The 20639-nt window shown below is 71.8% G+C and carries 15 protein-coding genes and 1 tRNA gene; 8 read left to right on the top strand and 8 right to left on the bottom strand.

Features of this window, described 5'->3' with window-relative positions; translation table 11 throughout:
• Positions 1-88 precede the first annotated feature (88 nt).
• From ACFOSY_RS29475 to ACFOSY_RS29465, 3 genes are all read left to right on the top strand, one after another.
• Complete coding sequence (locus ACFOSY_RS29475) at positions 89-820, top strand: VIT1/CCC1 transporter family protein (protein ID WP_394312670.1); 732 nt, start codon at positions 89-91, stop codon at positions 818-820.
• A gap of 371 nt (positions 821-1191) precedes the next feature.
• Positions 1192-5790, top strand: a complete 4599-nt coding sequence (gene gltB / locus ACFOSY_RS29470) for a glutamate synthase large subunit (protein ID WP_394312667.1) — start codon at positions 1192-1194, stop codon at positions 5788-5790.
• Positions 5783-7246: a glutamate synthase subunit beta gene (locus ACFOSY_RS29465; RefSeq protein WP_031018463.1), complete on the top strand. Its 1464-nt coding sequence runs from the start codon at positions 5783-5785 to the stop codon at positions 7244-7246. Before gltB ends, ACFOSY_RS29465 begins: the two co-directional genes overlap by 8 nt.
• A 96-nt stretch (positions 7247-7342) precedes the next feature.
• On the opposite strand, the gene ACFOSY_RS29460 is transcribed toward ACFOSY_RS29465, so the two are convergent.
• From ACFOSY_RS29460 to ACFOSY_RS29450, 3 genes are all read right to left on the bottom strand, one after another.
• A complete protein-coding gene (locus ACFOSY_RS29460; protein WP_394312664.1) occupies positions 7343-8257 on the bottom strand; it encodes a chitosanase in 915 nt (304 codons plus the stop codon).
• A complete protein-coding gene (locus tag ACFOSY_RS29455; RefSeq protein ID WP_394312662.1) occupies positions 8254-9180 on the bottom strand; it encodes a rhomboid family intramembrane serine protease in 927 nt (308 codons plus the stop codon). Before ACFOSY_RS29455 ends, ACFOSY_RS29460 begins: the two co-directional genes overlap by 4 nt.
• A 161-nt stretch (positions 9181-9341) precedes the next feature.
• A complete protein-coding gene (locus tag ACFOSY_RS29450) occupies positions 9342-10253 on the bottom strand; it encodes a hypothetical protein (protein ID WP_394312660.1) in 912 nt (303 codons plus the stop codon).
• 83 nt (positions 10254-10336) lie between these two features.
• Between ACFOSY_RS29450 and ACFOSY_RS29445 the strand changes: the two genes are divergently transcribed.
• The 3 genes from ACFOSY_RS29445 to pepN all read left to right on the top strand — a co-directional run bounded on the left by ACFOSY_RS29445 (position 10337) and on the right by pepN (position 13943).
• Positions 10337-10675, top strand: coding sequence for a chorismate mutase (locus ACFOSY_RS29445; RefSeq protein ID WP_394312658.1), 339 nt, complete (start codon positions 10337-10339; stop codon positions 10673-10675).
• A gap of 148 nt (positions 10676-10823) precedes the next feature.
• Positions 10824-11366, top strand: a complete 543-nt coding sequence (locus tag ACFOSY_RS29440) for a response regulator (protein ID WP_394312656.1) — start codon at positions 10824-10826, stop codon at positions 11364-11366.
• Between the two features lie 48 nt (positions 11367-11414).
• A complete protein-coding gene (pepN, locus tag ACFOSY_RS29435) occupies positions 11415-13943 on the top strand; it encodes an aminopeptidase N (protein WP_394312654.1) in 2529 nt (842 codons plus the stop codon).
• Positions 13944-13998: 55 nt separating this feature from the next.
• Here pepN and ACFOSY_RS29430 read toward each other — a convergent pair whose 3' ends face one another.
• The gene (locus ACFOSY_RS29430; RefSeq protein WP_394312652.1) at positions 13999-14238 is read right to left on the bottom strand and encodes a hypothetical protein; all 240 of its coding nucleotides are present in this window, start codon (positions 14236-14238) and stop codon (positions 13999-14001) included.
• Positions 14239-14346: 108 nt separating this feature from the next.
• Complete coding sequence (locus ACFOSY_RS29425) at positions 14347-16155, bottom strand: bifunctional metallophosphatase/5'-nucleotidase (RefSeq protein ID WP_394312650.1); 1809 nt, start codon at positions 16153-16155, stop codon at positions 14347-14349.
• A gap of 241 nt (positions 16156-16396) precedes the next feature.
• Between ACFOSY_RS29425 and pyk the strand changes: the two genes are divergently transcribed.
• Positions 16397-17833 carry a pyruvate kinase gene (gene pyk / locus ACFOSY_RS29420; RefSeq protein ID WP_394312647.1) on the top strand — a complete coding sequence of 479 codons (1437 nt, stop codon included), beginning with the start codon at positions 16397-16399 and terminating at the stop codon, positions 17831-17833.
• A 92-nt stretch (positions 17834-17925) separates the two neighbouring features.
• On the opposite strand, the gene ACFOSY_RS29415 is transcribed toward pyk, so the two are convergent.
• Positions 17926-17998: transfer RNA gene (locus ACFOSY_RS29415), tRNA-Leu, on the bottom strand.
• 106 nt (positions 17999-18104) lie between these two features.
• Between ACFOSY_RS29415 and ACFOSY_RS29410 the strand changes: the two genes are divergently transcribed.
• The gene (locus ACFOSY_RS29410; RefSeq protein WP_394312643.1) at positions 18105-18761 is read left to right on the top strand and encodes an ANTAR domain-containing response regulator; all 657 of its coding nucleotides are present in this window, start codon (positions 18105-18107) and stop codon (positions 18759-18761) included.
• 82 nt (positions 18762-18843) lie between these two features.
• On the opposite strand, the gene ACFOSY_RS29405 is transcribed toward ACFOSY_RS29410, so the two are convergent.
• Complete coding sequence (locus ACFOSY_RS29405) at positions 18844-19560, bottom strand: ABC transporter ATP-binding protein (RefSeq protein WP_369155530.1); 717 nt, start codon at positions 19558-19560, stop codon at positions 18844-18846.
• Positions 19557-20639, bottom strand: a complete 1083-nt coding sequence (locus tag ACFOSY_RS29400; protein ID WP_394312639.1) for an ABC transporter ATP-binding protein — start codon at positions 20637-20639, stop codon at positions 19557-19559. The genes ACFOSY_RS29405 and ACFOSY_RS29400 overlap by 4 nt, the downstream gene beginning before the upstream one ends.

Here is a 20639-nt window from a genome sequence, read left to right as displayed (position 1 = left end):
GGTCGCGTCGAAAATTGGAACGAGTCCAAAGAGAGTGGCGCGGGCGTCCGTGGACGAGGGCGCCCGGCAGAGTCCAGGGGGACCAGGCGTGGCCATCATCGAGACCGAGGCGACGCTCCACGAGGCGCACCGCGACAACCACACCCACCGCGACGTCAACGGCGGATGGCTGCGCCCCGCGGTGTTCGGCGCCATGGACGGGCTGGTGTCCAACCTCGCCCTGATGACCGGCGTCGCGGGCGGCGCCGTCGGCCATCAGACGATCGTCCTCAGCGGGCTCGCCGGACTGGCCGCCGGCGCCTTCTCCATGGCGGCCGGCGAGTACACCTCCGTGGCCTCCCAGCGCGAGCTGGTCGAGGCCGAGCTGGACGTCGAGCGCCGGGAGCTGCGCAAGCACCCCAAGGACGAGGAGGCCGAGCTGGCCGCGCTCTACGAGTCGCGCGGCGTCGAGCCCGCCCTGGCCCGCGAGGTGGCCCGGCAGCTCTCCCGCGACCCGGAGCAGGCGCTGGAGATACACGCCCGCGAGGAACTGGGCGTCGACCCCGGCGACCTGCCCTCGCCGGCCGTCGCGGCGGTCTCCAGCTTCGGTTCCTTCGCGCTGGGCGCGCTGCTGCCGGTGCTGCCGTACCTGCTCGGCGCGGGCAGCCTGTGGCCGGCCGTGCTGGTCGCGCTGCTCGGGCTCTTCCTGTGCGGGGCCGTGGTCGCGAGGGTCACGGCGCGCTCCTGGTGGTACAGCGGCCTGCGGCAGCTCGCCCTCGGCGGCGCGGCGGCCGGTGTGACGTACGCCCTGGGATCGCTCTTCGGCACCGCCGTAGGATGACCCCTTGCGGTTATGCGAAGCTTCGCATAAACAATCATTACTTGCTGGTTTCGAAAGTGTGACCAGTGGGCATGAGCCGTACGCGCCGGTGGCAACGAGGCCGGCGGCGTGCCCAGCGGAGGAGGCGAAGAAGCCTCCTCCCGCCCTCGGGCCGACGGACACCGATCTGTCCGGACCGGCCCCCCACCGCTTCCGTCGAGGGGCGCGGAACCCCGCCGCGACCCGCTCGATGTCCGCATGCTGGAACGGATTATCCCGGTTCCCGAGAGTCGTTCCATCATGTAACCTGCACGAAATTTAGCCACACGCAGAGGGCCAACGTCGTCCCTCGGCACTTGCACCAATGCCAATTGACGACGACGGGAGAGCCGATGCGTACGCCGCGCCAGCCGTCCCAGCATTCCTCGAACGACCGCGCGAGCTGGTCGTTCATGGATGCTCGCCCTGCTGCGCAGGGTATGTACGACCCCCGCAACGAGCACGACGCCTGCGGCGTCGGCTTCGTCGCCACCCTCACCGGCGAGGCGTCCCACACCCTGGTCGAGCAGGCCCTCACCGTCCTGCGGAACCTCGAACACCGCGGCGCCACCGGCTCCGAGCCGGACTCCGGCGACGGCGCGGGCATCCTCTCCCAGATCCCGGACGCCTTCTTCCGCGAGGTGGCCGGATTCGATCTGCCCGAGGCGGGCGGCTACGCCGTCGGCATCGCCTTCCTCCCCGAGGAGGGCGCCGGCGAGGCCGTCACCCGCATCGAGGAGATCGCCGCCGCCGAGGAGCTCACCGTGCTCGGCTGGCGCGAGGTGCCGGTCGCGCCCCAGCTGCTCGGCGCCACCGCCCGCTCCACCATGCCGGTCTTCCGCCAGCTCTTCGTCACCGACGGGGTCAGCACAGGCATCGCACTGGACCGCAAGGCGTTCGTGCTGCGCAAGCGCGCCGAGCGCGAGGCGGGCGTCTACTTCCCGTCGCTGTCCGCGCGGACCATCGTCTACAAGGGCATGCTGACCACCGGCCAGCTCGAGCCCTTCTTCCCGGACCTGTCCGACCGCCGCTTCGGCTCCGCGATCGCGCTGGTGCACTCCCGGTTCTCCACGAACACCTTCCCGTCGTGGCCGCTCGCGCACCCGTACCGCTTCGTCGCGCACAACGGTGAGATCAACACCGTCAAGGGCAACCGCAACTGGATGCGCGCCCGCGAGTCCCAGCTGATGTCCGACCTGTTCGGCACCGGCAAGGACCTGGCGCGGATCTTCCCGGTCTGCACCCCCGACGCCTCCGACTCCGCGTCCTTCGACGAGGTGCTGGAGCTGCTGCACCTCGGCGGCCGCTCGCTGCCCCACTCGGTGCTGATGATGATCCCGGAGGCGTGGGAGAACCACGACTCCATGGACCCGGCCCGGCGCGCCTTCTACCAGTACCACTCCACGATGATGGAGCCCTGGGACGGCCCGGCCTGCGTCACCTTCACCGACGGCACCCAGGTCGGCGCCGTGCTCGACCGCAACGGCCTGCGCCCCGGCCGCTACTGGGTCACCGACGACGGCCTGGTCGTCCTCGGCTCCGAGGTCGGCGTGCTCGACCTCGACCCGGCCAAGGTGGTCCGCAAGGGCCGTCTCCAGCCCGGCCGCATGTTCCTCGTGGACACCGCCGAGCACCGCATCATCGAGGACGACGAGATCAAGTCCCGGCTCGCCGCCGAGCACCCCTACGAGGAGTGGCTCGAGGCCGGCGAGATCGAGCTGTCCGACCTGCCCGAGCGTGAGCACATCGTGCACACCCACGCCTCGGTCACCCGCCGCCAGCAGACCTTCGGCTACACCGAGGAGGAGCTGCGCGTCCTCCTCGCGCCGATGGCCAAGACCGGCGCGGAGCCCATCGGCTCCATGGGCACCGACTCGCCGATCGCCGCGCTCAGCGAGCGCCCCCGGCTGCTGTTCGACTACTTCACGCAGCTGTTCGCGCAGGTCACCAACCCGCCGCTGGACGCCATCCGGGAGGAGCTGGTCACCTCCCTGCGCTCCTCGCTGGGCCCGCAGGGCAACCTGCTGGAGCCGACGGCCGCCGCGTGCCGCAGCGTCACCCTGCCCTTCCCGGTGATCGACAACGACGAGCTGGCCAAGCTCATCCACATCAACGCCGACGGCGACATGCCCGGCTTCAAGGCCGCGACCCTCTCCGGCCTGTACCGGGTGGCCGGCGGCGGCGAGGCCCTCGCCGCCCGCATCGACGACATCTGCGCCGAGGCCGACGCCGCCATCGAGAACGGCGCCCGCCTGATCGTCCTGTCCGACCGGCACTCCGACGCCGAGCACGCGCCGATCCCGTCGCTGCTGCTCACCGCGGCCGTCCACCACCACCTCATCCGCACCAAGCAGCGCACCCACGTGGGCCTGCTGGTCGAGGCCGGCGACGTCCGCGAGGTGCACCACGTCGCCCTGCTCATCGGCTACGGCGCCGCCGCGGTCAACCCCTACCTGGCCATGGAGTCCGTCGAGGACCTGGTCCGCGCGGGCACCTTCCTGCCCGGCGCCGAGCCCGAGCAGGCCCTCCGCAACCTCATCCACGCCCTCGGCAAGGGCGTCCTGAAGGTCATGTCCAAGATGGGCATCTCCACGGTCGCCTCCTACCGCGGCGCCCAGGTCTTCGAGGCCGTCGGTCTCGAGGAGTCCTTCGTCGAGAAGTACTTCAACGGCACCACCAGCAAGATCGGCGGCGTCGGCATCGACGTGATCGCCAAGGAGGTCGCCGCCCGCCACGCCAAGGCGTACCCCGCCTCCGGCATCGCCCCGGCGCACCGCGCGCTGGACATCGGCGGCGAGTACCAGTGGCGCCGCGAGGGCGAGCCGCACCTGTTCGACCCGGAGACGGTGTTCCGCCTCCAGCACTCCACGCGCTCCGGCCGCTACGACATCTTCAAGAAGTACACGGAGCGCGTGAACGAGCAGTCCGAGCGGCTGATGACGCTGCGCGGCCTGTTCGGCTTCCAGTCCGGCCGGAAGCCCATCCCGGTGGAGGAGGTCGAGCCGGTCTCCGAGATCGTCAAGCGGTTCTCCACCGGCGCCATGTCGTACGGCTCCATCTCGCAGGAGGCGCACGAGACCCTCGCCATCGCCATGAACCAACTGGGCGGCAAGTCCAACACCGGTGAGGGCGGCGAGGACCCGGAGCGCCTGTACGACCCGGCGCGCCGGTCGTCCATCAAGCAGGTCGCCTCCGGCCGCTTCGGCGTGACGTCCGAGTACCTGGTCAACTCCGACGACATCCAGATCAAGATGGCCCAGGGCGCCAAGCCCGGCGAGGGCGGCCAGCTGCCCGGCCACAAGGTCTACCCGTGGGTGGCGAAGACCCGGCACTCGACGCCGGGCGTGGGGCTCATCTCCCCGCCGCCGCACCACGACATCTACTCCATCGAGGACCTCGCCCAGCTGATCCACGACCTGAAGAACGCCAACCCCCAGGCGCGCATTCACGTCAAGCTGGTCTCCGAGGTCGGCGTCGGCACCGTCGCGGCCGGTGTGTCGAAGGCGCACGCGGACGTCGTGCTGATCTCCGGCCACGACGGCGGCACCGGCGCCTCCCCGCTCACCTCGCTGAAGCACGCGGGCGGCCCCTGGGAGCTCGGCCTCGCCGAGACCCAGCAGACCCTGCTGCTCAACGGCCTGCGCGACCGGATCGTCGTCCAGACCGACGGCCAGCTCAAGACCGGCCGCGACGTCGTCATCGCCGCGCTGCTGGGCGCCGAGGAGTTCGGTTTCGCGACCGCGCCGCTCGTCGTCTCCGGCTGCGTCATGATGCGCGTCTGCCACCTGGACACCTGCCCGGTCGGCATCGCCACCCAGAACCCCGTGCTGCGCGACCGGTTCTCCGGCAAGGCCGAGTACGTGGTGAACTTCTTCCGGTTCATCGCCGAGGAGGTCCGCGAGCTCCTCGCCGAGCTGGGCTTCCGCTCCATCGACGAGGCCGTCGGCCACGCCGAGGTGCTGGACGTGACCCGCGCGGTCAACCACTGGAAGGCGCAGGGCCTGGAGCTCGAGCCCCTGTTCCACGTGCCCGAGCTGCCCGAGGGCGCCGCCCGCCACCAGGTCGTCGCCCAGGACCACGGGCTGGAGAAGGCGCTCGACAACGAGCTGATCAAGCTCGCCGCCGACGCGCTCTCCGCCTCCGGCGCCGAGGACGCCCAGCCGGTGCGCGCCCAGGTCGCCATCCGCAACATCAACCGCACGGTCGGCACCATGCTCGGCCACGAGGTGACGAAGAAGTTCGGCGGCGCGGGCCTGCCCGACGACACCATCGACATCACCTTCACCGGCTCCGCCGGCCAGTCCTTCGGCGCCTTCCTCCCGCGCGGTGTCACGCTGCGCCTGGAGGGCGACGCCAACGACTACGTCGGCAAGGGCCTCTCCGGCGGCCGTGTCGTCGTCCGCCCGGACCGCGGCGCCGACCACCTCGCCGAGTACAGCGTCATCGCGGGCAACACCCTCGCCTACGGCGCCACCGGCGGCGAGATGTTCCTGCGCGGCAAGGTCGGCGAGCGGTTCTGCGTGCGCAACTCCGGCGCGCTGGTCGTCTCCGAGGGCGTGGGCGACCACGGCTGCGAGTACATGACGGGCGGCCAGGCGGTCGTCCTCGGCGAGACCGGGCGCAACTTCGCGGCCGGCATGTCCGGCGGCGTCGCCTACGTCGTCGACCTGGACCGGGACAACGTGAACGCCGGCAACCTCGCCTCCGTCGAGGCGCTGGACGACGCCGACAAGCAGTGGCTGCACGACGTGGTCCGGCGGCACCAGGAGGAGACGGGCTCCACCGTCGCCGAGAAGCTGCTCGCCGACTGGGACACGGCCGTGGAGCGCTTCAGCAAGATCATCCCCAGCACGTACAAGGCAGTGCTCGCCGCCAAGGACGCCGCCGAGCGAGCCGGTCTCTCCGAGACCGAGATCACCGAGAAGATGATGGAGGCGGCGATCAATGGCTGACCCGAAGGGCTTTCTGAACCACGGCCGCGAGGTCGCCGCGTCCCGTCCGGTGGAGGAGCGCAGGAAGGACTGGAACGAGGTCTACGTCCCCGGCTCCCTGCTGCCGATCATCAGCAAGCAGGCCAGCCGCTGCATGGACTGCGGCATCCCGTTCTGCCACAACGGCTGTCCCCTCGGGAACCTCATCCCCGAGTGGAACGACTACGCCTACCGCGAGGACTGGGGCGCGGCGAGCGACCGGCTGCACGCCACCAACAACTTCCCCGAGTTCACCGGGCGGCTGTGCCCCGCCCCGTGCGAGTCGGCGTGCGTGCTCGGCATCAACCAGCCGCCGGTCACCATCAAGAACGTCGAGGTCTCCATCATCGACAAGGCGTGGGAGACCGGTGACGTCGCGCCGCAGATCCCCGAGCGCCTGTCCGGCAAGACCGTCGCCGTCGTCGGCTCGGGCCCCGCGGGCCTGGCCGCCGCCCAGCAGCTGACCCGGGCCGGCCACACCGTCGCCGTCTACGAGCGCGCGGACCGCATCGGAGGGCTCCTCCGGTACGGCATCCCCGAGTTCAAGATGGAGAAGCGGCACATCAACCGCCGCATCGAGCAGATGCGCGCGGAGGGCACCAAGTTCCGCACCGGCGTCGAGATCGGCCGGGACATGCCCGCCACCGCGCTGCGCAAGCGGTACGACGCCGTGGTCCTCGCCGTCGGCGCGACCACCGCGCGTGACCTGCCCGTGCCCGGCCGGGAGCTCAAGGGCATCCACCAGGCCATGGAGTACCTGCCGCTGGCGAACAAGGTGCAGGAGGGCGACTACGTCTCCCCGCCGATCACCGCCGAGGGCAAGCACGTCGTCGTGATCGGCGGCGGCGACACCGGCGCCGACTGCGTGGGCACCGCCCACCGCCAGGGCGCCGCGTCCGTCACCCAGCTGGAGATCATGCCCCGCCCGAACGACGAGCGGGACCCGGTCGCCCAGCCCTGGCCGACGTTCCCCATGCTGTACAAGGTCACCAGCGCGCACGAGGAGGGCGGCGAGCGGATCTACTCCGTCTCCACCACCCACTTCGAGGGCGACGAGGACGGCAACGTCCAGTGGCTGCACATGACCGAGGTGGAGTTCGTCGACGGCAAGCTGACCCAGAAGCCGGGCACCGAGCGCAAGATCCCCGCGCAGCTGGTCACCCTCGCCATGGGCTTCACCGGCACCGACCGGGACAACGGCCTGGTCGAGCAGTTCGGCCTGGAGCTGGACGCGCGCGGCAACATCGCCCGCGACGACGACTTCCAGACCAACGTGCCCGGCGTGTTCGTGGCCGGTGACGCCGGCCGCGGCCAGTCGCTCATCGTGTGGGCGATCGCCGAGGGCCGCTCGGCCGCCCGGGGCTGCGACCGGTACCTGACCGGGGCCAGCGCCCTGCCCGCCCCGATCCGCCCCACGGACCGCGCCCTGGCGGTCTGACACCCCCGAGAACGTGACGCACAACGGCGTGCGGAACACCGCGGCGCCTGCCCGCCAGTCCCCGACCGGACCGACTGGGCAGGCGCCGCACCATGTTCAGGACAGGGTGTAGGAGTCCCCGTACATCTCCCAGGTGAGCGGGGTGTCCAGGTCCAGGTTCCCGGCCTGGAGGAACCGGCGCTGCGCGGTGTCGATCCGGGAGGTGTCGCGGTCCGGGTAGCGGGTGAGCATGGCCTCGCGGCGGACGTCGAGGAAGGCGTCCAGGTACGTCTTCTCCGAGCCGCCGGCGGCGGGCGTCTTCGCCCGCTCCAGGACGCGCTCGCGCAGGGCGTAGAAGCCGTTCTCGTCGGTGCCGGTGCCGTGGAAGACCATCGCGTCGAAGTACACGAACTGGCCCAGGGTGCCCAGGCCGTCCAGCTTGGCGAGGCGGACCGCCGGCTCGAAGTAGACGCGGTCGCGCTCCTCCTCCTGCGCGGCGCGGAACTCCGGCAGCTGGGACTCCGCCTTCCACGCGTCGGTGAAGCCCGGGTCCAGCCCCTCGTGCGAGTCGGTGCCGTCGACCTCGCGCAGGGCGGGCAGATAGCGCGCGAGGCCGTTGCCGGGGTGGCTCTCGGTGTAGTGCTCCACCAGGGTGAGCAGGTCGTGGGTGCCGGTGCAGAAGCCGATGATGCCCGCGGTGTAGCCGCAGTCGTCGTCCCGGTCCTCGATGATCCCGTAGGTGGAGCGCCAGTCGGTGGTGGAGTGCTCGGCGCTCGACACCAGCCGGTGGGCCAGCTCCCGCTTGGCGGGGGCGGCGAGGCCCGGCGGCAGGGAGGCGATGACCTCGTCGTCCTCGTCCCGCTGCCGCTCGTGCTCCTGCTCGGCGCGGTCCTTGACGTCGTCGCGGGAGGACTGGGCGCTGACCGAGGAGGGGGCGGCGGGGGCGTCGGCGGCTCCCGACGGCAGGACGAAGTACACCGCCGTGGCGACCACGGGGACGCCAGCGAGGAAGAGCACACCGGCACGTTTCACTGGGGGATCCCTCCACCTGTCAGTTCCGACACCTTGGCCACCGCCAGGACGGCGAGCAGCACCACCAGCCCCGCGCACGCGCCGGCCTGCACCAGCACGCGGCGCCCGTCGCGCGGCGCCCAGGCGAACGCGAGCGCCACCAGCGCGCCCGTCAGCAGCCCGCCCAGGTGGCCCTGCCACGAGGTGAGGTACGCGGAGACCACCAGCCACAGCAGCAGCCCGGTCATGTAGCGGTTCACCCCGCGCATGTCGGCGCCCACCCGCCGGGACACCACGTAGAAGGCGGCCCCCACCCCGAACAGCGCGCCGGACGCGCCGACCGTGGGGTCCGAAGGCGCGAGCAGCAGCACCAGCACGGAGCCGCCCAGCGCGGACAGCACGTACAGGGCGACGTAGTGGACCCGGCCGAGCATCGGCTCGACCACCCGGCCCAGGTTCCACAGCATCGCCATGTTCATCAGCACGTGCAGGACTCCGAACGTCCCCTCAGTGGGCGGCAGATGCAGGAACGCGCCGGTCAGCAGCCGGTACCACTCGCCGCCCGCGACGCCCTCGGGGGTGAAGTCCGCGGGGTACGGCCGCGTCCACACGTAGTGGCCGCCGTCCGGGCCGAGCAGCCCCGCGCCCACCATCGCGAACCGGTCCACGACCTCCGGCCGGACGACCTCCGTCAGATACGCCAGCGCGTTGAGGGCGATCAGCGCGTACGTCACCACGGGCACCGCGGAGACCCGGCCGCCCACCAGGGTGCGAGCCTGCCGCATCGACCGGGCGCCCTCCCGCACGCAGTCGGGACACTGGTGGCCCACGGCCGCCTCGCGCATGCAGTCGGGGCAGATGTACCGCTCGCAGCGGACGCAGCGCACGTGGCACTCCACCCGCGGATGGCGGTAGCAGGTGGTGACGGCGGACTCGGGCTCCACAGGCCGGCTCCTCGGCGGGGTCGGGACGGAAACGGCCGGCGGGGGACGGCGGCGCACACGACTGCGGCGAACAAAATAGCGAACACCCGAGAAGTGGGCGAATGCCGGGGTGAAATGCCGCCTTTGTGACGGCCGTGAAAGCGGGGCGCCGGAGCCGGACGTCAGGTGTCGCACTCCAGCACGGACCGGCACAGACCGCACCGCGCCCGCACCCGCCCCGCCACCGGCACCCGGATCCGCTGGTGACAGGTGGGACAGGGGAACGACACCCGCAGCGGGCCGCGCCCGTCCGCCGAGAACCGGTACGCCGTCTCCCGCCCCGCCTCCGGCGCCCGCGCGTGCCCCGGCGTGTGCCCCTGCGCGTGCCGCCGGTCCCGCGCGTACCGGCGCCGCCCCGCCCACCCCGCCGCGCGCAGCGGCGGCTGCTCCGCGTCCCGCCGCGCCAGCCCCAGCCCCTCGCGGTACGCCGTGTACGCCTGCGGACTGGTGAACCACACCGACGGGTCCTCGCCGAACAGCAGCGCCCGCTTCGCCAGCACGTACCCGAACTCCTCCGGCGTGAGGTACCCGAGCTTCTGCGACGACGCCCCGTCCTCCCGGAACGCGTCCAGCAGCAGCCACCCCGCGCCCAGGTACGTCGCCGCGGTGTCCGTGAAGATCTCGTTCTCCCGCGTCGACGGGAACGACAGCCCCAGCCGGTGCAGGTACACGTGCGCCACCTCGTGCGCCAGCGCCGCCCCGATGTCCCGCCGATGGTTACGGAACCGGTCGTTCAGCTCGACGAAGTACTCCGGGCCCGCCGCCAGTTCGACGTTCGCCGCATGCGTCATCTCACGGAACCCGACGATCAGCCGCGCGTCCGGCAGCCGGTAGTGCGCCACCATCTCGCGCGCCACCCGCTGCGCCCCCAGATGCAGGTCGTCCACGTCCGCGAACGCCACGTCGGCCGGCGCCACGCTCACCGAGAAGGTCCGCACCGTGTCGTACGACAGCCGCCGGTACAGCGCCGTGACCGACTCCCGCACCGTCCGCAGATGCGGATAACCGTGCTCCACCGGTCCGCCGTTCGCCACGTCGCACCCCCGCCGCGCCTGGACACCGTCCACTGTACGGTCCGTGCCGCCGCGGGCGCCCGCCCGCCGTAGGCTGAACCGTCATGACCACCAGCAACACCGCCGGCCCCGAAGCCGACCCCGCGGTCCTCGACGAACTGACCCGCCTGCGCGACAGCATCGACAACATCGACGCGGCCGTCGTCCACATGCTGGCCGAGCGCTTCAAGTGCACCCAGCAGGTCGGCCGGCTCAAGGCCGAGCACCGGCTGCCGCCCGCCGACCCGGGGCGCGAGGCCCGCCAGATCGCCCGGCTGCGGGCCCTCGCCGAGAGCGCCAAGCTCGACCCGGCGTTCGCGGAGAAGTTCCTGACGTTCATCATCGCCGAGGTGATCCGCCACCACGAGAGCATCGCGGACGACGCCGCGGGCGGCACGGCCTGAGCGGACAGAAGGCGGGCCCGGGACGCGGCGGGGAGTGACAGGGCGGCCCGCGCGGTGCATGCTCGCTGTGCACGCCGTGTCGGCCGCCGAGCACCGTCCGTCAGCGTCCGGGCCCCGCGCCCGGCCCTGACGAGGAAGGACGTGCGCCATGCCGCCCACCGCCCGCATCCTCCTCGTCGACGACCACGAGGACACGCTGTACGCCCTGGAGAGCGCCCTGGCCCCGCTCGGACAGCCGCTGGGCCGGGCCACCAGCGGCGACGAGGCGCTCAAGCAGCTGCTGCGCGGCAACGTCGGCGTGCTCCTGCTCGACGCCCACATGCCCGGCACCGGCGGACTCGACGTGGTGCGCTGGATGCGGCGCCTGGAGCAGACCCGGCACATACCCGTCGTCCTGCTCACCGGCTTCGCCCGCGACCACCGGCTCGGCGCCGCCGCCTACCGCCTCGGCGTGGCCGACCTCGTCACCACCCCCGTCGACCCCTGGGCGCTGCGCACCAAGGTGCGCCACCTCTACGACACCCACCAGCGCGGGCTCGCCCTTCAGGCCGAGGTGCGCGCCCTGCGCGCCCGGCTCGACGCGGCCGGCGCCCCCGCCGTACGCCCCGCGCCGCCCCCGCCGCACGCGCACGTGCCTCCCGCACACCCCCCGGGGGCGCACACCGCGGAGCTCGGCGGGGACCGGACATAGGCCGCGTACCCCATCCTCCTCTGTGCCGGGCAGGAACCATCAGGCAGCATGGCGTGCATGTCCGTACTGACGCGCGACGAAGCGCAGAACCGAGCACAGCTCATCGACGTCCACCGCTACACGATCGCCCTCGACCTGACCGCCGGGGACGAGACGTTCGACTCCCGCACCGTCATCAGGTTCGGCGCCCGCGCGGACGCGGACACCTTCGTCGAGATCAAGCCCGCCGAGCTGCGCTCCGTCACCCTCGACGGACAGCCCCTGGACCCCGCCCTCCTCGACGACGGGCGGCTCCCGCTGAAGAACCTCACCGCCGGCGAGCACGAGCTGCTGGTCGACGCGCGCATGCGCTACTCCCGCACCGGCGAGGGCATGCACCGCTTCACCGACCCCACCGACGGCGAGACCTACGTCTACACCCAGCTGTTCCTCGACGACGTGCAGCGCGTCTTCGCCGCCTTCGACCAGCCCGACCTCAAGGCCGTCTTCGAACTCACCGTCACCGCGCCCGAGCACTGGACGGTCCTCGCCAACGGCGTCACCGAGCACACCGGCGGCGGCGTGTGGCAGGCCGCGCCCACCCCGCCCGTCTCCACCTACCTGGTCGCCGTCGCCGCGGGCCCCTGGCACTCCGTGCGCACCGAGCACCGCGGGCTGCCCTTCGGCCTGCACTGCCGGCGCTCCCTCGCCCCGCACCTCGAGGCCGACGCCGAGGAACTGCTCGACATCACCCGCGCCTGCTTCGACCGCTACCACGAGAAGTTCGAGGAGCCCTACCCCTTCGACTCCTACGACCAGGCCTTCGTGCCCGAGTTCAACGCGGGCGCCATGGAGAACCCGGGCCTGGTCACCTTCCGCGACGAGTTCGTCTACCGCTCCGCCGTCACCGACACCGAGCGGCAGCGGCGCGCCATGGTCGTCGCCCACGAGATGGCCCACATGTGGTTCGGCGACCTCGTCACCCTGCGCTGGTGGGACGACATCTGGCTGAACGAGTCCTTCGCCGAGTACATGGGCTACCAGACCCTCAACGAGGTCATCCCCGCCAACCCTGGCGCACAGCCGCCCCGCTGGCGCGGCGACGGCACCTGGACCGACTTCGGCGTCTCCCGCAAGACCTGGGGCTATGACGCCGACCAGCGGCCCTCCACCCACCCCGTCGCCCCGGAGCACGTCGAGGACACCGCCTCCGCGCTGCTCAACTTCGACGGCATCTCCTACGCCAAGGGCGCCTCCGCGCTGCGCCAGCTCGTCGCCTGGCTCGGCGAGAAGGACTTCCTCGCCGGCATCAACACCCACTTCGAGCGGTACCGCTTCGGCAACGCCGGCCTCGCCGAGTTCATCGACTCCCTGGCCTCCGCCACCGAACGCGACGTGCACGCCTGGGCCGACGCCTGGCTGCGCACCAGCGGCGTCGACACCCTCACCGCCACCGTCGACGCGGTGCCCGGCCGGTGGACGCTCACCCTGGACCGCGAGGGCAGCCGCCCGCACCGGGTGACCGTCGGCGTGTACGACCGCGACCTCAGCGACGGACGCACCCTCACCCTGCGCGAGCGCTACGAGGCCGACGTGCCGCACACCGACGCCCCCGAGCCGCGCCCCGGCACCCGCCCCGCCCTGGTCGTCCCCAACGACCTGGACCTGACCTACGCCAAGATCCGCCTCGACGAGACCTCCCTGGAAACCGTCCTGCGCGGCCTCTCCGGCATCCCCGACGCGCTCACCCGCGCCGTCGTCTGGAACAGCCTGCGCGACATGGTCCGCGACGGCGACCTCGCCCCCTCCGACTTCCTGGCCACCGCCGCCGCCCATCTGCCCGAGGAGACCGACGTCGCCCTGGTCCAGGGCGTCCTCGCCTTCGCCTCGACCGAGGTCGCCGACCACTACCTCGCCCCGGACCGGCGGCCCGCCGCGCTCGCCACCCTCACCGACCTGTGCCGCGCCCTCATCCGCCGCACCGAGGACGGCGACCACCCGGGGCTGCGCCTGGTCGCGGTGCGCCACTGCATCGACGCCGCGGGACGCCCCGAGACCATCGCCGCCTGGCTCGCCGACGGCACCGTCCCCGGCGGCCCCGAACTCGACCCCGAACTGCGCTGGCGGATCCTCGCCCGGCTCGCCGTGCTGGGCGCGGTGGACGAGAGCGCCGTCGCCGAGGAACTGCGCCGCGACCCGAGCGCCACCGGCCAGGAAGGCGCCGCCCGCTGCCGGGCCGCCCTGCCCGGCCCGGACGCCAAGGCCCGCGCCTGGGACGCCATGTTCGGCTCCGACGACCTGTCCAACTACCTGTTCACCGCGACCGCCCAGGGCTTCTGGCAGCCCGAGCAGGCCGACCTCGTCCGCCCCTACGTGGCCCGCTACTTCAAGGACGCGGTGGCCGTCGCCGCGCGCCGCGGCCCCGCCATCGCCACGGCCGCCGGCCGCTGGGCGTTCCCCGCCCACGCCGTAGAGGCCGAAACCCTGAGGCTCGGCGAGAAGACACTGCGCAAGGCCGACCCCGTGCCCGCCCTGCGCCGCCAGTTCACCGACCGCCTCGACGACCTGGCCCGCGCCCTGCGCGTCCAGGAGGCGTAGCCGACGCGCCGGGCCCGCCCGGAGCCGCGCCGCCTCGACGCGCTCCGGGCACCACTCACCGCCGGGCGAGGACCGCGGTCAGGCCGTGTTCGACGCGCTCGTCGAAGGCCTCCGGGGCGAGATGGCCGAGCACGCGGTGGAGGGCGGGACGGGCCGTCTCCGAGACCGCGTCCGCCAGAGCGGCGCCCGGCGCCCGGCCGCCTGCCCTGATCCGCCCCGACGGGCACATCGCCTGGGCCGGCACCGACCGGGACGACGCCACCCTGTGCGCGGCCGCGGACAGGGCCCTCGCCACTGTGCACCGGTAGACGCGACGGCCCCCGAAACGCGCCCGCCCCGCCCGGCGAGCCGTACAGCTCACCGGGCGGGGCGGGACCTGACCTCCCGTACGAAGGAACGGGCGTCAGAACACCGGCGTGCCGTCCCGGGTCAGCCGCCAGTCCTCCGACGCGAAGTCCTTCGGGTCCAGCACGCCCTTGGCCGTCGCCCACTCCGCGATCCGGGTGCGGATCTCCGTCGACTCCGCCCACAGCTCCGGCGCCGACGCCACGTGCGGGAACGCCCCGCCGCCGTTGGCCCGGTAGTTGTTCACCGCGAACACGAACTGCTGCGCGTCGTCCACCGGGGCGCCGTCGAACGTCAGGTTCTTGATCCGCGACCCGGCCGGCTGGGCGATGTCGATGTCGTACCGCACGCCCGACACGTAGTCGTAGTTGTAGTCCGGGCGGCCGTTCGCGTTCGTCAGCTTGTCGACGTCCACCGGGGCGCCGGCCGGGGTCTGGTTGAAGTACTCCGCCGAGTACTCCAGGTACGCCCGCACCTGAGCGCCCGTCATCAGCTTCGCCACCAGCGTGTTGTCGTACACGTAGAGGCTCGACAGGTCCCGGATGGTCACGTCGCCGGCCGGGATCTCGCTGGTCCGGGAGAACGGCGAGGCCTGCGACAGCACCGGCAGCGAGGCGTGCTCCGTGCCCGCCAGCGCCTCCCGGACCACGTCCTCCTGCACCTTGCTGATCAGGTCGATGATCGGCGCGTCCTTGTACCGCGCCTCCACCGTCGTCAGCGTCTCGGTCGCCGTCCCCACCACCTGGTTGACGTACGCCACCACCTGCGCGTGCTCGTCGCCCAGCAGCCGGGTGATCCGCGGGTCGTCCTCCACCGATGCCGCGTCCCGCAGCGACGCCTTGACGGACTCCACCTGCCAGCGGCCCCGCTCGAAGGTCAGCTCGACGTCGAACAGCGTCAGCCGTTCGGCGTAGCACAGCGGCTCCGACAGCACGACCTCCCGGCCGGTCCTCTCGTTCGTCACCCGCAGCTCCGCGATCTCCGTGTGCGCGTGGCCGACCAGGATGGCGTCGATGCCCGGCACCTGCCGCGCCACGTTCGCCGCCGCGTTCTCCACGTGCGGCAGCTGGTCACCGTAGGAGGACGTGCCGGAGGTGCCCGAGTGGGCCGACACCACCACGACGTCCGCGCCCATCGAGCGCAGCTTCGGTACCCACTTCGCCGCCTGCTCCTCCAGGCCCGGGAAGGTGAGCCTGCCCTGCACGTAAGCCTTGTCCCAGATGGCGATGCCCGGGTTGGTCAGCCCCAGCACCGCCACCTTCACCGGCGGCGCGCCCTTCACGCGGAACGTCTTGATGAAGTACGGCGGGAAGGCGGGCCTCAGCGTCTTCGCGTCCAGCGCGTTGGCGCCCAGCAGCGGGAAGTCGCACTGCTCCTCGAACTTCCGCAGCGTCTCGATGCCGTAGTTGAACTCGTGGTTGCCGAGCGCCACCGCGTCGTACCCGATGGCGTTCATCGCCTGCGCCATCGGGTGCACCGGACCGCCCTTGGCGGTGATCGGGTCCACCTTGGCGTAGTAGTACGTCAGCGGGGTGCCCTGGATGGTGTCGCCCGCGTCCAGCAGCAGGGTGTTCTCCCGGCCGCGCTCGGCGCGGATCCGGTTCACCAGGGTGGACACGCGGGCCAGGCCCTGCGCGTTGCCGGCCGGGTCCTGGTACTCGGCGTCCTTGTAGTAGTCCCAGTTGAAGACGTGACCGTGCAGGTCCGTGGTGCCCATCACGGTCAGTGCGTACCGCTTCACCGGCTTCTTCCCCCGTCCCGCGGGCGGCGCGGCCTCGGCCGCCGGGACGGCCACCGTACCCGCCAGCGCCACCCCCGCCCCCGTGACGGCGGACTTCTTCAGGAACTTCCGGCGGTCCAACGGCATGTCAGGCTCTCCTCGTACGACGGCGGCGCACAACGCGCGTAGATTCGCGCGACGATTCTGACCTGAACACGTCGACCTCGAACAGTCCTTCCAGGTTTCGATCCGGTGACCACCCCCCGTCCCGCTCGTCCGAGCGGCCTGGCGCACACTTCAACACTTGTCAATACCCCTTCACCCGCGCGCCGTTGACTCGTCACGCGCCGCCAAATCGCTACCCGCCGGTAAGCCCTAAGGTCGAACCATGCGCCGAGCGAAAATCGTCTGCACCCTGGGTCCCGCGACGGACTCGTACGACCAGATCAAGGCCCTGGTCGACGCCGGAATGGACGTGGCCCGCTTCAACCTCAGCCACGGCGAGCACGCCGAGCACGAGGAGCGGTACCGAAGGGTGCGCAAGGCCGCCGACGAGACCGGCCGCAGCGTGGGACTCCTCGCCGACCTTCAAGGCCCGAAAATCCGTCTGGGCCGCTTCGCCGAGGGCCCCGTACTCCTCGAACGCGGCGACTCCTTCACCATCAGCGTCGAGGACGGCGTCGAGGGCGACCGCCACATGTGCGGCACCACCCACGCCGGCCTCGCCGAGGACGTCACCCCGGGCGAGCGCGTCCTCGTCGACGACGGCCGCGTCACCCTCGAGGTCACCGCCGTCGACGGCCCCCGTGTCCGCACCACCGTCGTCGAGGGCGGGGTGATCTCCGACCACAAGGGCCTCAACCTCCCCGGCGTCGCCGTCTCCGTGCCCGCCCTCTCCAAGAAGGACGAGGACGACCTGCGCTGGGCGCTGCGCACCGGCTTCGACGTCGTCGCCCTCTCCTTCGTCCGCAGCGGACGCGACATCAAGGACGTCCACCGCATCATGGACGAGGAGGGCCGCCGGCTCCCCGTCATCGCCAAGATCGAGAAGCCCCAGGCCGTCGAGGCCCTCGACGAGATCGTCGCCGCCTTCGACGGCATCATGGTGGCCCGCGGCGACCTGGGCGTCGAGATGCCGCTGGAGCAGGTGCCCATCGTCCAGAAGCGCGCCGTCGAGCTGGCCCGGCGCAACGCCAAGCCGGTCATCGTCGCCACCCAGATGCTCGACTCCATGATCGACAACGCCCGGCCCACCCGCGCCGAGGCGTCCGACGTCGCCAACGCCGTCATCGACGGCACCGACGCCGTGATGCTCTCCGGCGAGACCAGCGTCGGCAAGCACGCCGTGGAGACCGTGCGCACCATGGCCCGCATCGTCGAGGCCGCCGAGGAGGACATCCTCGCCCGCGGACTCCCGCCGCTGACCGAGCGCAACAAGCCCCGCACCCAGGGCGGCGCCGTGGCCCGCGCCGCCGCGGAGACGGGCGACTTCCTCGGCGCCCGCTTCCTGGTCGCCTTCACCCAGTCGGGCGACACCGCCCGCCGGCTCTCCCGCTACCGCTCACCGATCCCGCTGCTCGCCTTCACCCAGGACCCGGCCACCCGCTCCCAGCTCAGCCTCACCTGGGGCGTGGAGACCTTCCTGGGGCCGCACGTCGAGTCCACCGACGCCATGGTCGACCAGGTCGACGAGCTGCTGCTGCGGTACGCGCGCTGCGCGAAGGGCGACACCGTGGTCATCACCGCCGGCTCCCCGCCCGGGGTCTCCGGCTCCACCAACCTGGTCCGCGTCCATCACATCGGCGAGGACGACAGTCCTCGGTAGCGCGGCCGGCCGGACGATACGCGAAGAAGCGGATGTTCACCGAAAAGGTGGACATCCGCTGGCAAATGGTGACCTTGGATTCTGAGGAAAAGTACCCCGGGTCGGATTCGAACCGACGCTGGATGGTGTTTGAGACCATTGCCTCTACCGCTGGGCTACCGGGGCGCCCTGCAAAACGAAGGTCGACGGTCACCCGCCGTGCCCCCACCTTACCGCAGCTGGGTACGCTCTTGTCAGCAGTACCGGCCTGCCTCGCAGCAAGGAGCCCACGTTGAGCGCCCCCGAGTCGCCCCAGCCCGCAGACGTGCCCGACGACACGTCGCACGTGCCGCCGATGACGACCCGCGTCGTCATCGCCGAGGACGAGGCACTGATCCGGCTCGATCTCAAAGAGATGCTGGAGGAGGAGGGCTACACGGTCGTCGGCGAGGCCGGCGACGGTGAGCGGGCCGTCGAGCTGGCCCGCGAGCACCGCCCCGACCTGGTGATCCTCGACGTGAAGATGCCCAAGCTGGACGGCATCTCGGCGGCCGAGAAGATCGCCGAGGAGTCCATCGCCCCGGTGCTGATGCTGACCGCCTTCTCGCAGCGCGACCTGGTCGAGCGGGCCCGGGACGCGGGCGCGATGGCGTACCTGGTCAAGCCGTTCAGCAAGAGCGACGTGGTGCCCGCGATCGAGATGGCGGTCTCGCGGTTCACGGAGCTGAAGGAGCTGGAGCGCGAGGTCGCCGACCTCAGCCAGCGCCTGGAGACGCGCAAGCTGGTGGACCGCGCCAAGTCGGTGCTCCAGACGCAGTACGGGCTGAGCGAGCCGGCCGCGTTCCGCTGGATCCAGAAGACCTCGATGGACCGGCGCATGTCGATGCAGCAGGTCGCGCAGGCGGTCATCGACGACGCCGACGAGAAGAAGGCCGCGAAGGGCAACTGACGGCCGGGCGCCGTACGGCCGCCGTACGGACGACGAAGGCCCGCACCCCGGGAGGACGGGGTGCGGGCCTTTCGCCTGCCGGTCAGTCCTCGCCGAGGTAGGCCTTGCGGACCGACTCGTCGTGGAGCAGGTCGCGGCCGGTGCCGGAGAGGACGATGTTGCCGACCTCCATCACATGGCCGTGGTCGGCCAGCGACAGGGCCGCCTGGGCGTTCTGCTCGACGAGCAGGATGGTGGTGCCCTGGGACTTCAGCTCGGCGATGGTCGCCATGATCTTCTGCATCATGATCGGCGACAGACCCATGGAGGGCTCGTCGAGCATGAGCAGCTGCGGCCGGGACATCAGGGCCCTGCCCATGGCGAGCATCTGCTGCTCACCGCCGGAGAGGGTTCCGGCGGCCTGCTTGCGGCGTTCCCCGAGGATGGGGAAGAGGTCGTAGGCGCGCCGGATGTCCTGCTCGATGCCCTGCTTGTCGCTGCGCAGGAAGGCGCCGAGGCGCAGGTTGTCCTCGATCGTCATGCGCGGGAAGATGTGCCGCCCCTCGGGGGAGTGCGCGAGACCCAGCGAGACGATCTTGTGGGCGGGGACCTTCTTCAGCGACTTCCCGTTGAACTTGATCTGGCCGCCGACCGGCTTGAGCAGCCCGGAGAGCGTGCGCAGGGTGGTGGTCTTGCCGGCGCCGTTGGTGCCGATCAGGGTGACCACTTCGCCGGCCTCGACGCTGAACGAGATGCCCTTGACGGCCTGGATCTTGCCGTAGGCGACTTTCAGGTCCTCGACCTCGAGGAGTGCGGTCATCGGTCGTTCTCCTTGCCGGGCGCGGCGTCGGTGGTGGCCTCGGCCTCCGTCTGCGCCTGTGCTTCTGTCTCGGCGTCCGCGGGGGCGTCGGTGTCCGCGGGGGCGTCGGCGTCCGCGTCGGGGGTCCCGGCCGTCTCCTCGGCCGTTTCCTCGGCGGCGGGCTCCGGGGCGCCGGCCGCCTTGGCGGGCGACTGGGGCCGGCCCGCCGCCTCGGCCGCCGCTTCCGCGGCCTCGACCTCGGCGGCCTCCGCGGCCCCGGGGTCGTCGGCCAGCGGCTCGCCGATGTACGCGGCGATGACCCGCTCGTCGCCCTGGACGGTGGCCGGGTCGCCCTCGATCAGCTTCTGGCCCTGCACGAGGACGGCGACGCGGTCGCACAGGTTGAAGATGAACCGCATGTCGTGCTCGATGACGAGGACCGCGGTGCCCTTGTCCCGGATGGCGAAGATGAGTTCCTCCGCCGCCCGGGTCTCCTGCGGGTTCATGCCCGCGGTGGGCTCGTCGAGGAGCAGCAGCCCCGGCTCACTGGCGAGCGCGCGGGCGATCTCCAGCTTGCGCTGCTCTCCGTAGGGGAGGTTGCGCGCGAGCTGCTCGGCCTTCTCGGCGAGGCCGACGAACTCCAGCAGCTCCATGGCGCGGGCGCGGGAGGCGGCCTCGGCCTTGTGGAAGCCGGGCCCGCGCAGCACGGCCGACCAGAAGCCCTCCTTGGTGCGGGTGTGGCGGCCGACGAGCACGTTCTCCAGGACCGTCATGTTGGCGAACAGCCGGATGTTCTGGAACGTGCGGGCGATGCCGGCCGCGGTCACCTTGAAGGACTTGGGCGGCAGGACCTTGTCCTTGTAGCGCACCTCGCCCTCGGTCGGGATGTACAGGCCGGTGAGGCAGTTGAAGAAGGTGGTCTTGCCGGCGCCGTTGGGGCCGATCAGACCGACGATCTCGCCGCTGCGCACGGTCAGGTCGACGTCCCGGACGGCGGTGAGGCCGCCGAACCGCATGGTGACGCCGCGCGCGTCGAGGACGACGGTGCCGGGGGCGGGCGCGCCCGCGGCGGTGTCCTTGGTGGTGGTGTCGGTGGTCAT

The sequence above is a fragment of the Streptomyces lusitanus genome, from assembly GCF_042647945.1.
GTDB classification, from domain to species: domain Bacteria; phylum Actinomycetota; class Actinomycetes; order Streptomycetales; family Streptomycetaceae; genus Streptomyces; species Streptomyces pseudogriseolus.
The sequence above is the reverse complement of the archived record's forward strand: the minus strand, read 5'-3'. Positions and strand labels throughout refer to the sequence as shown.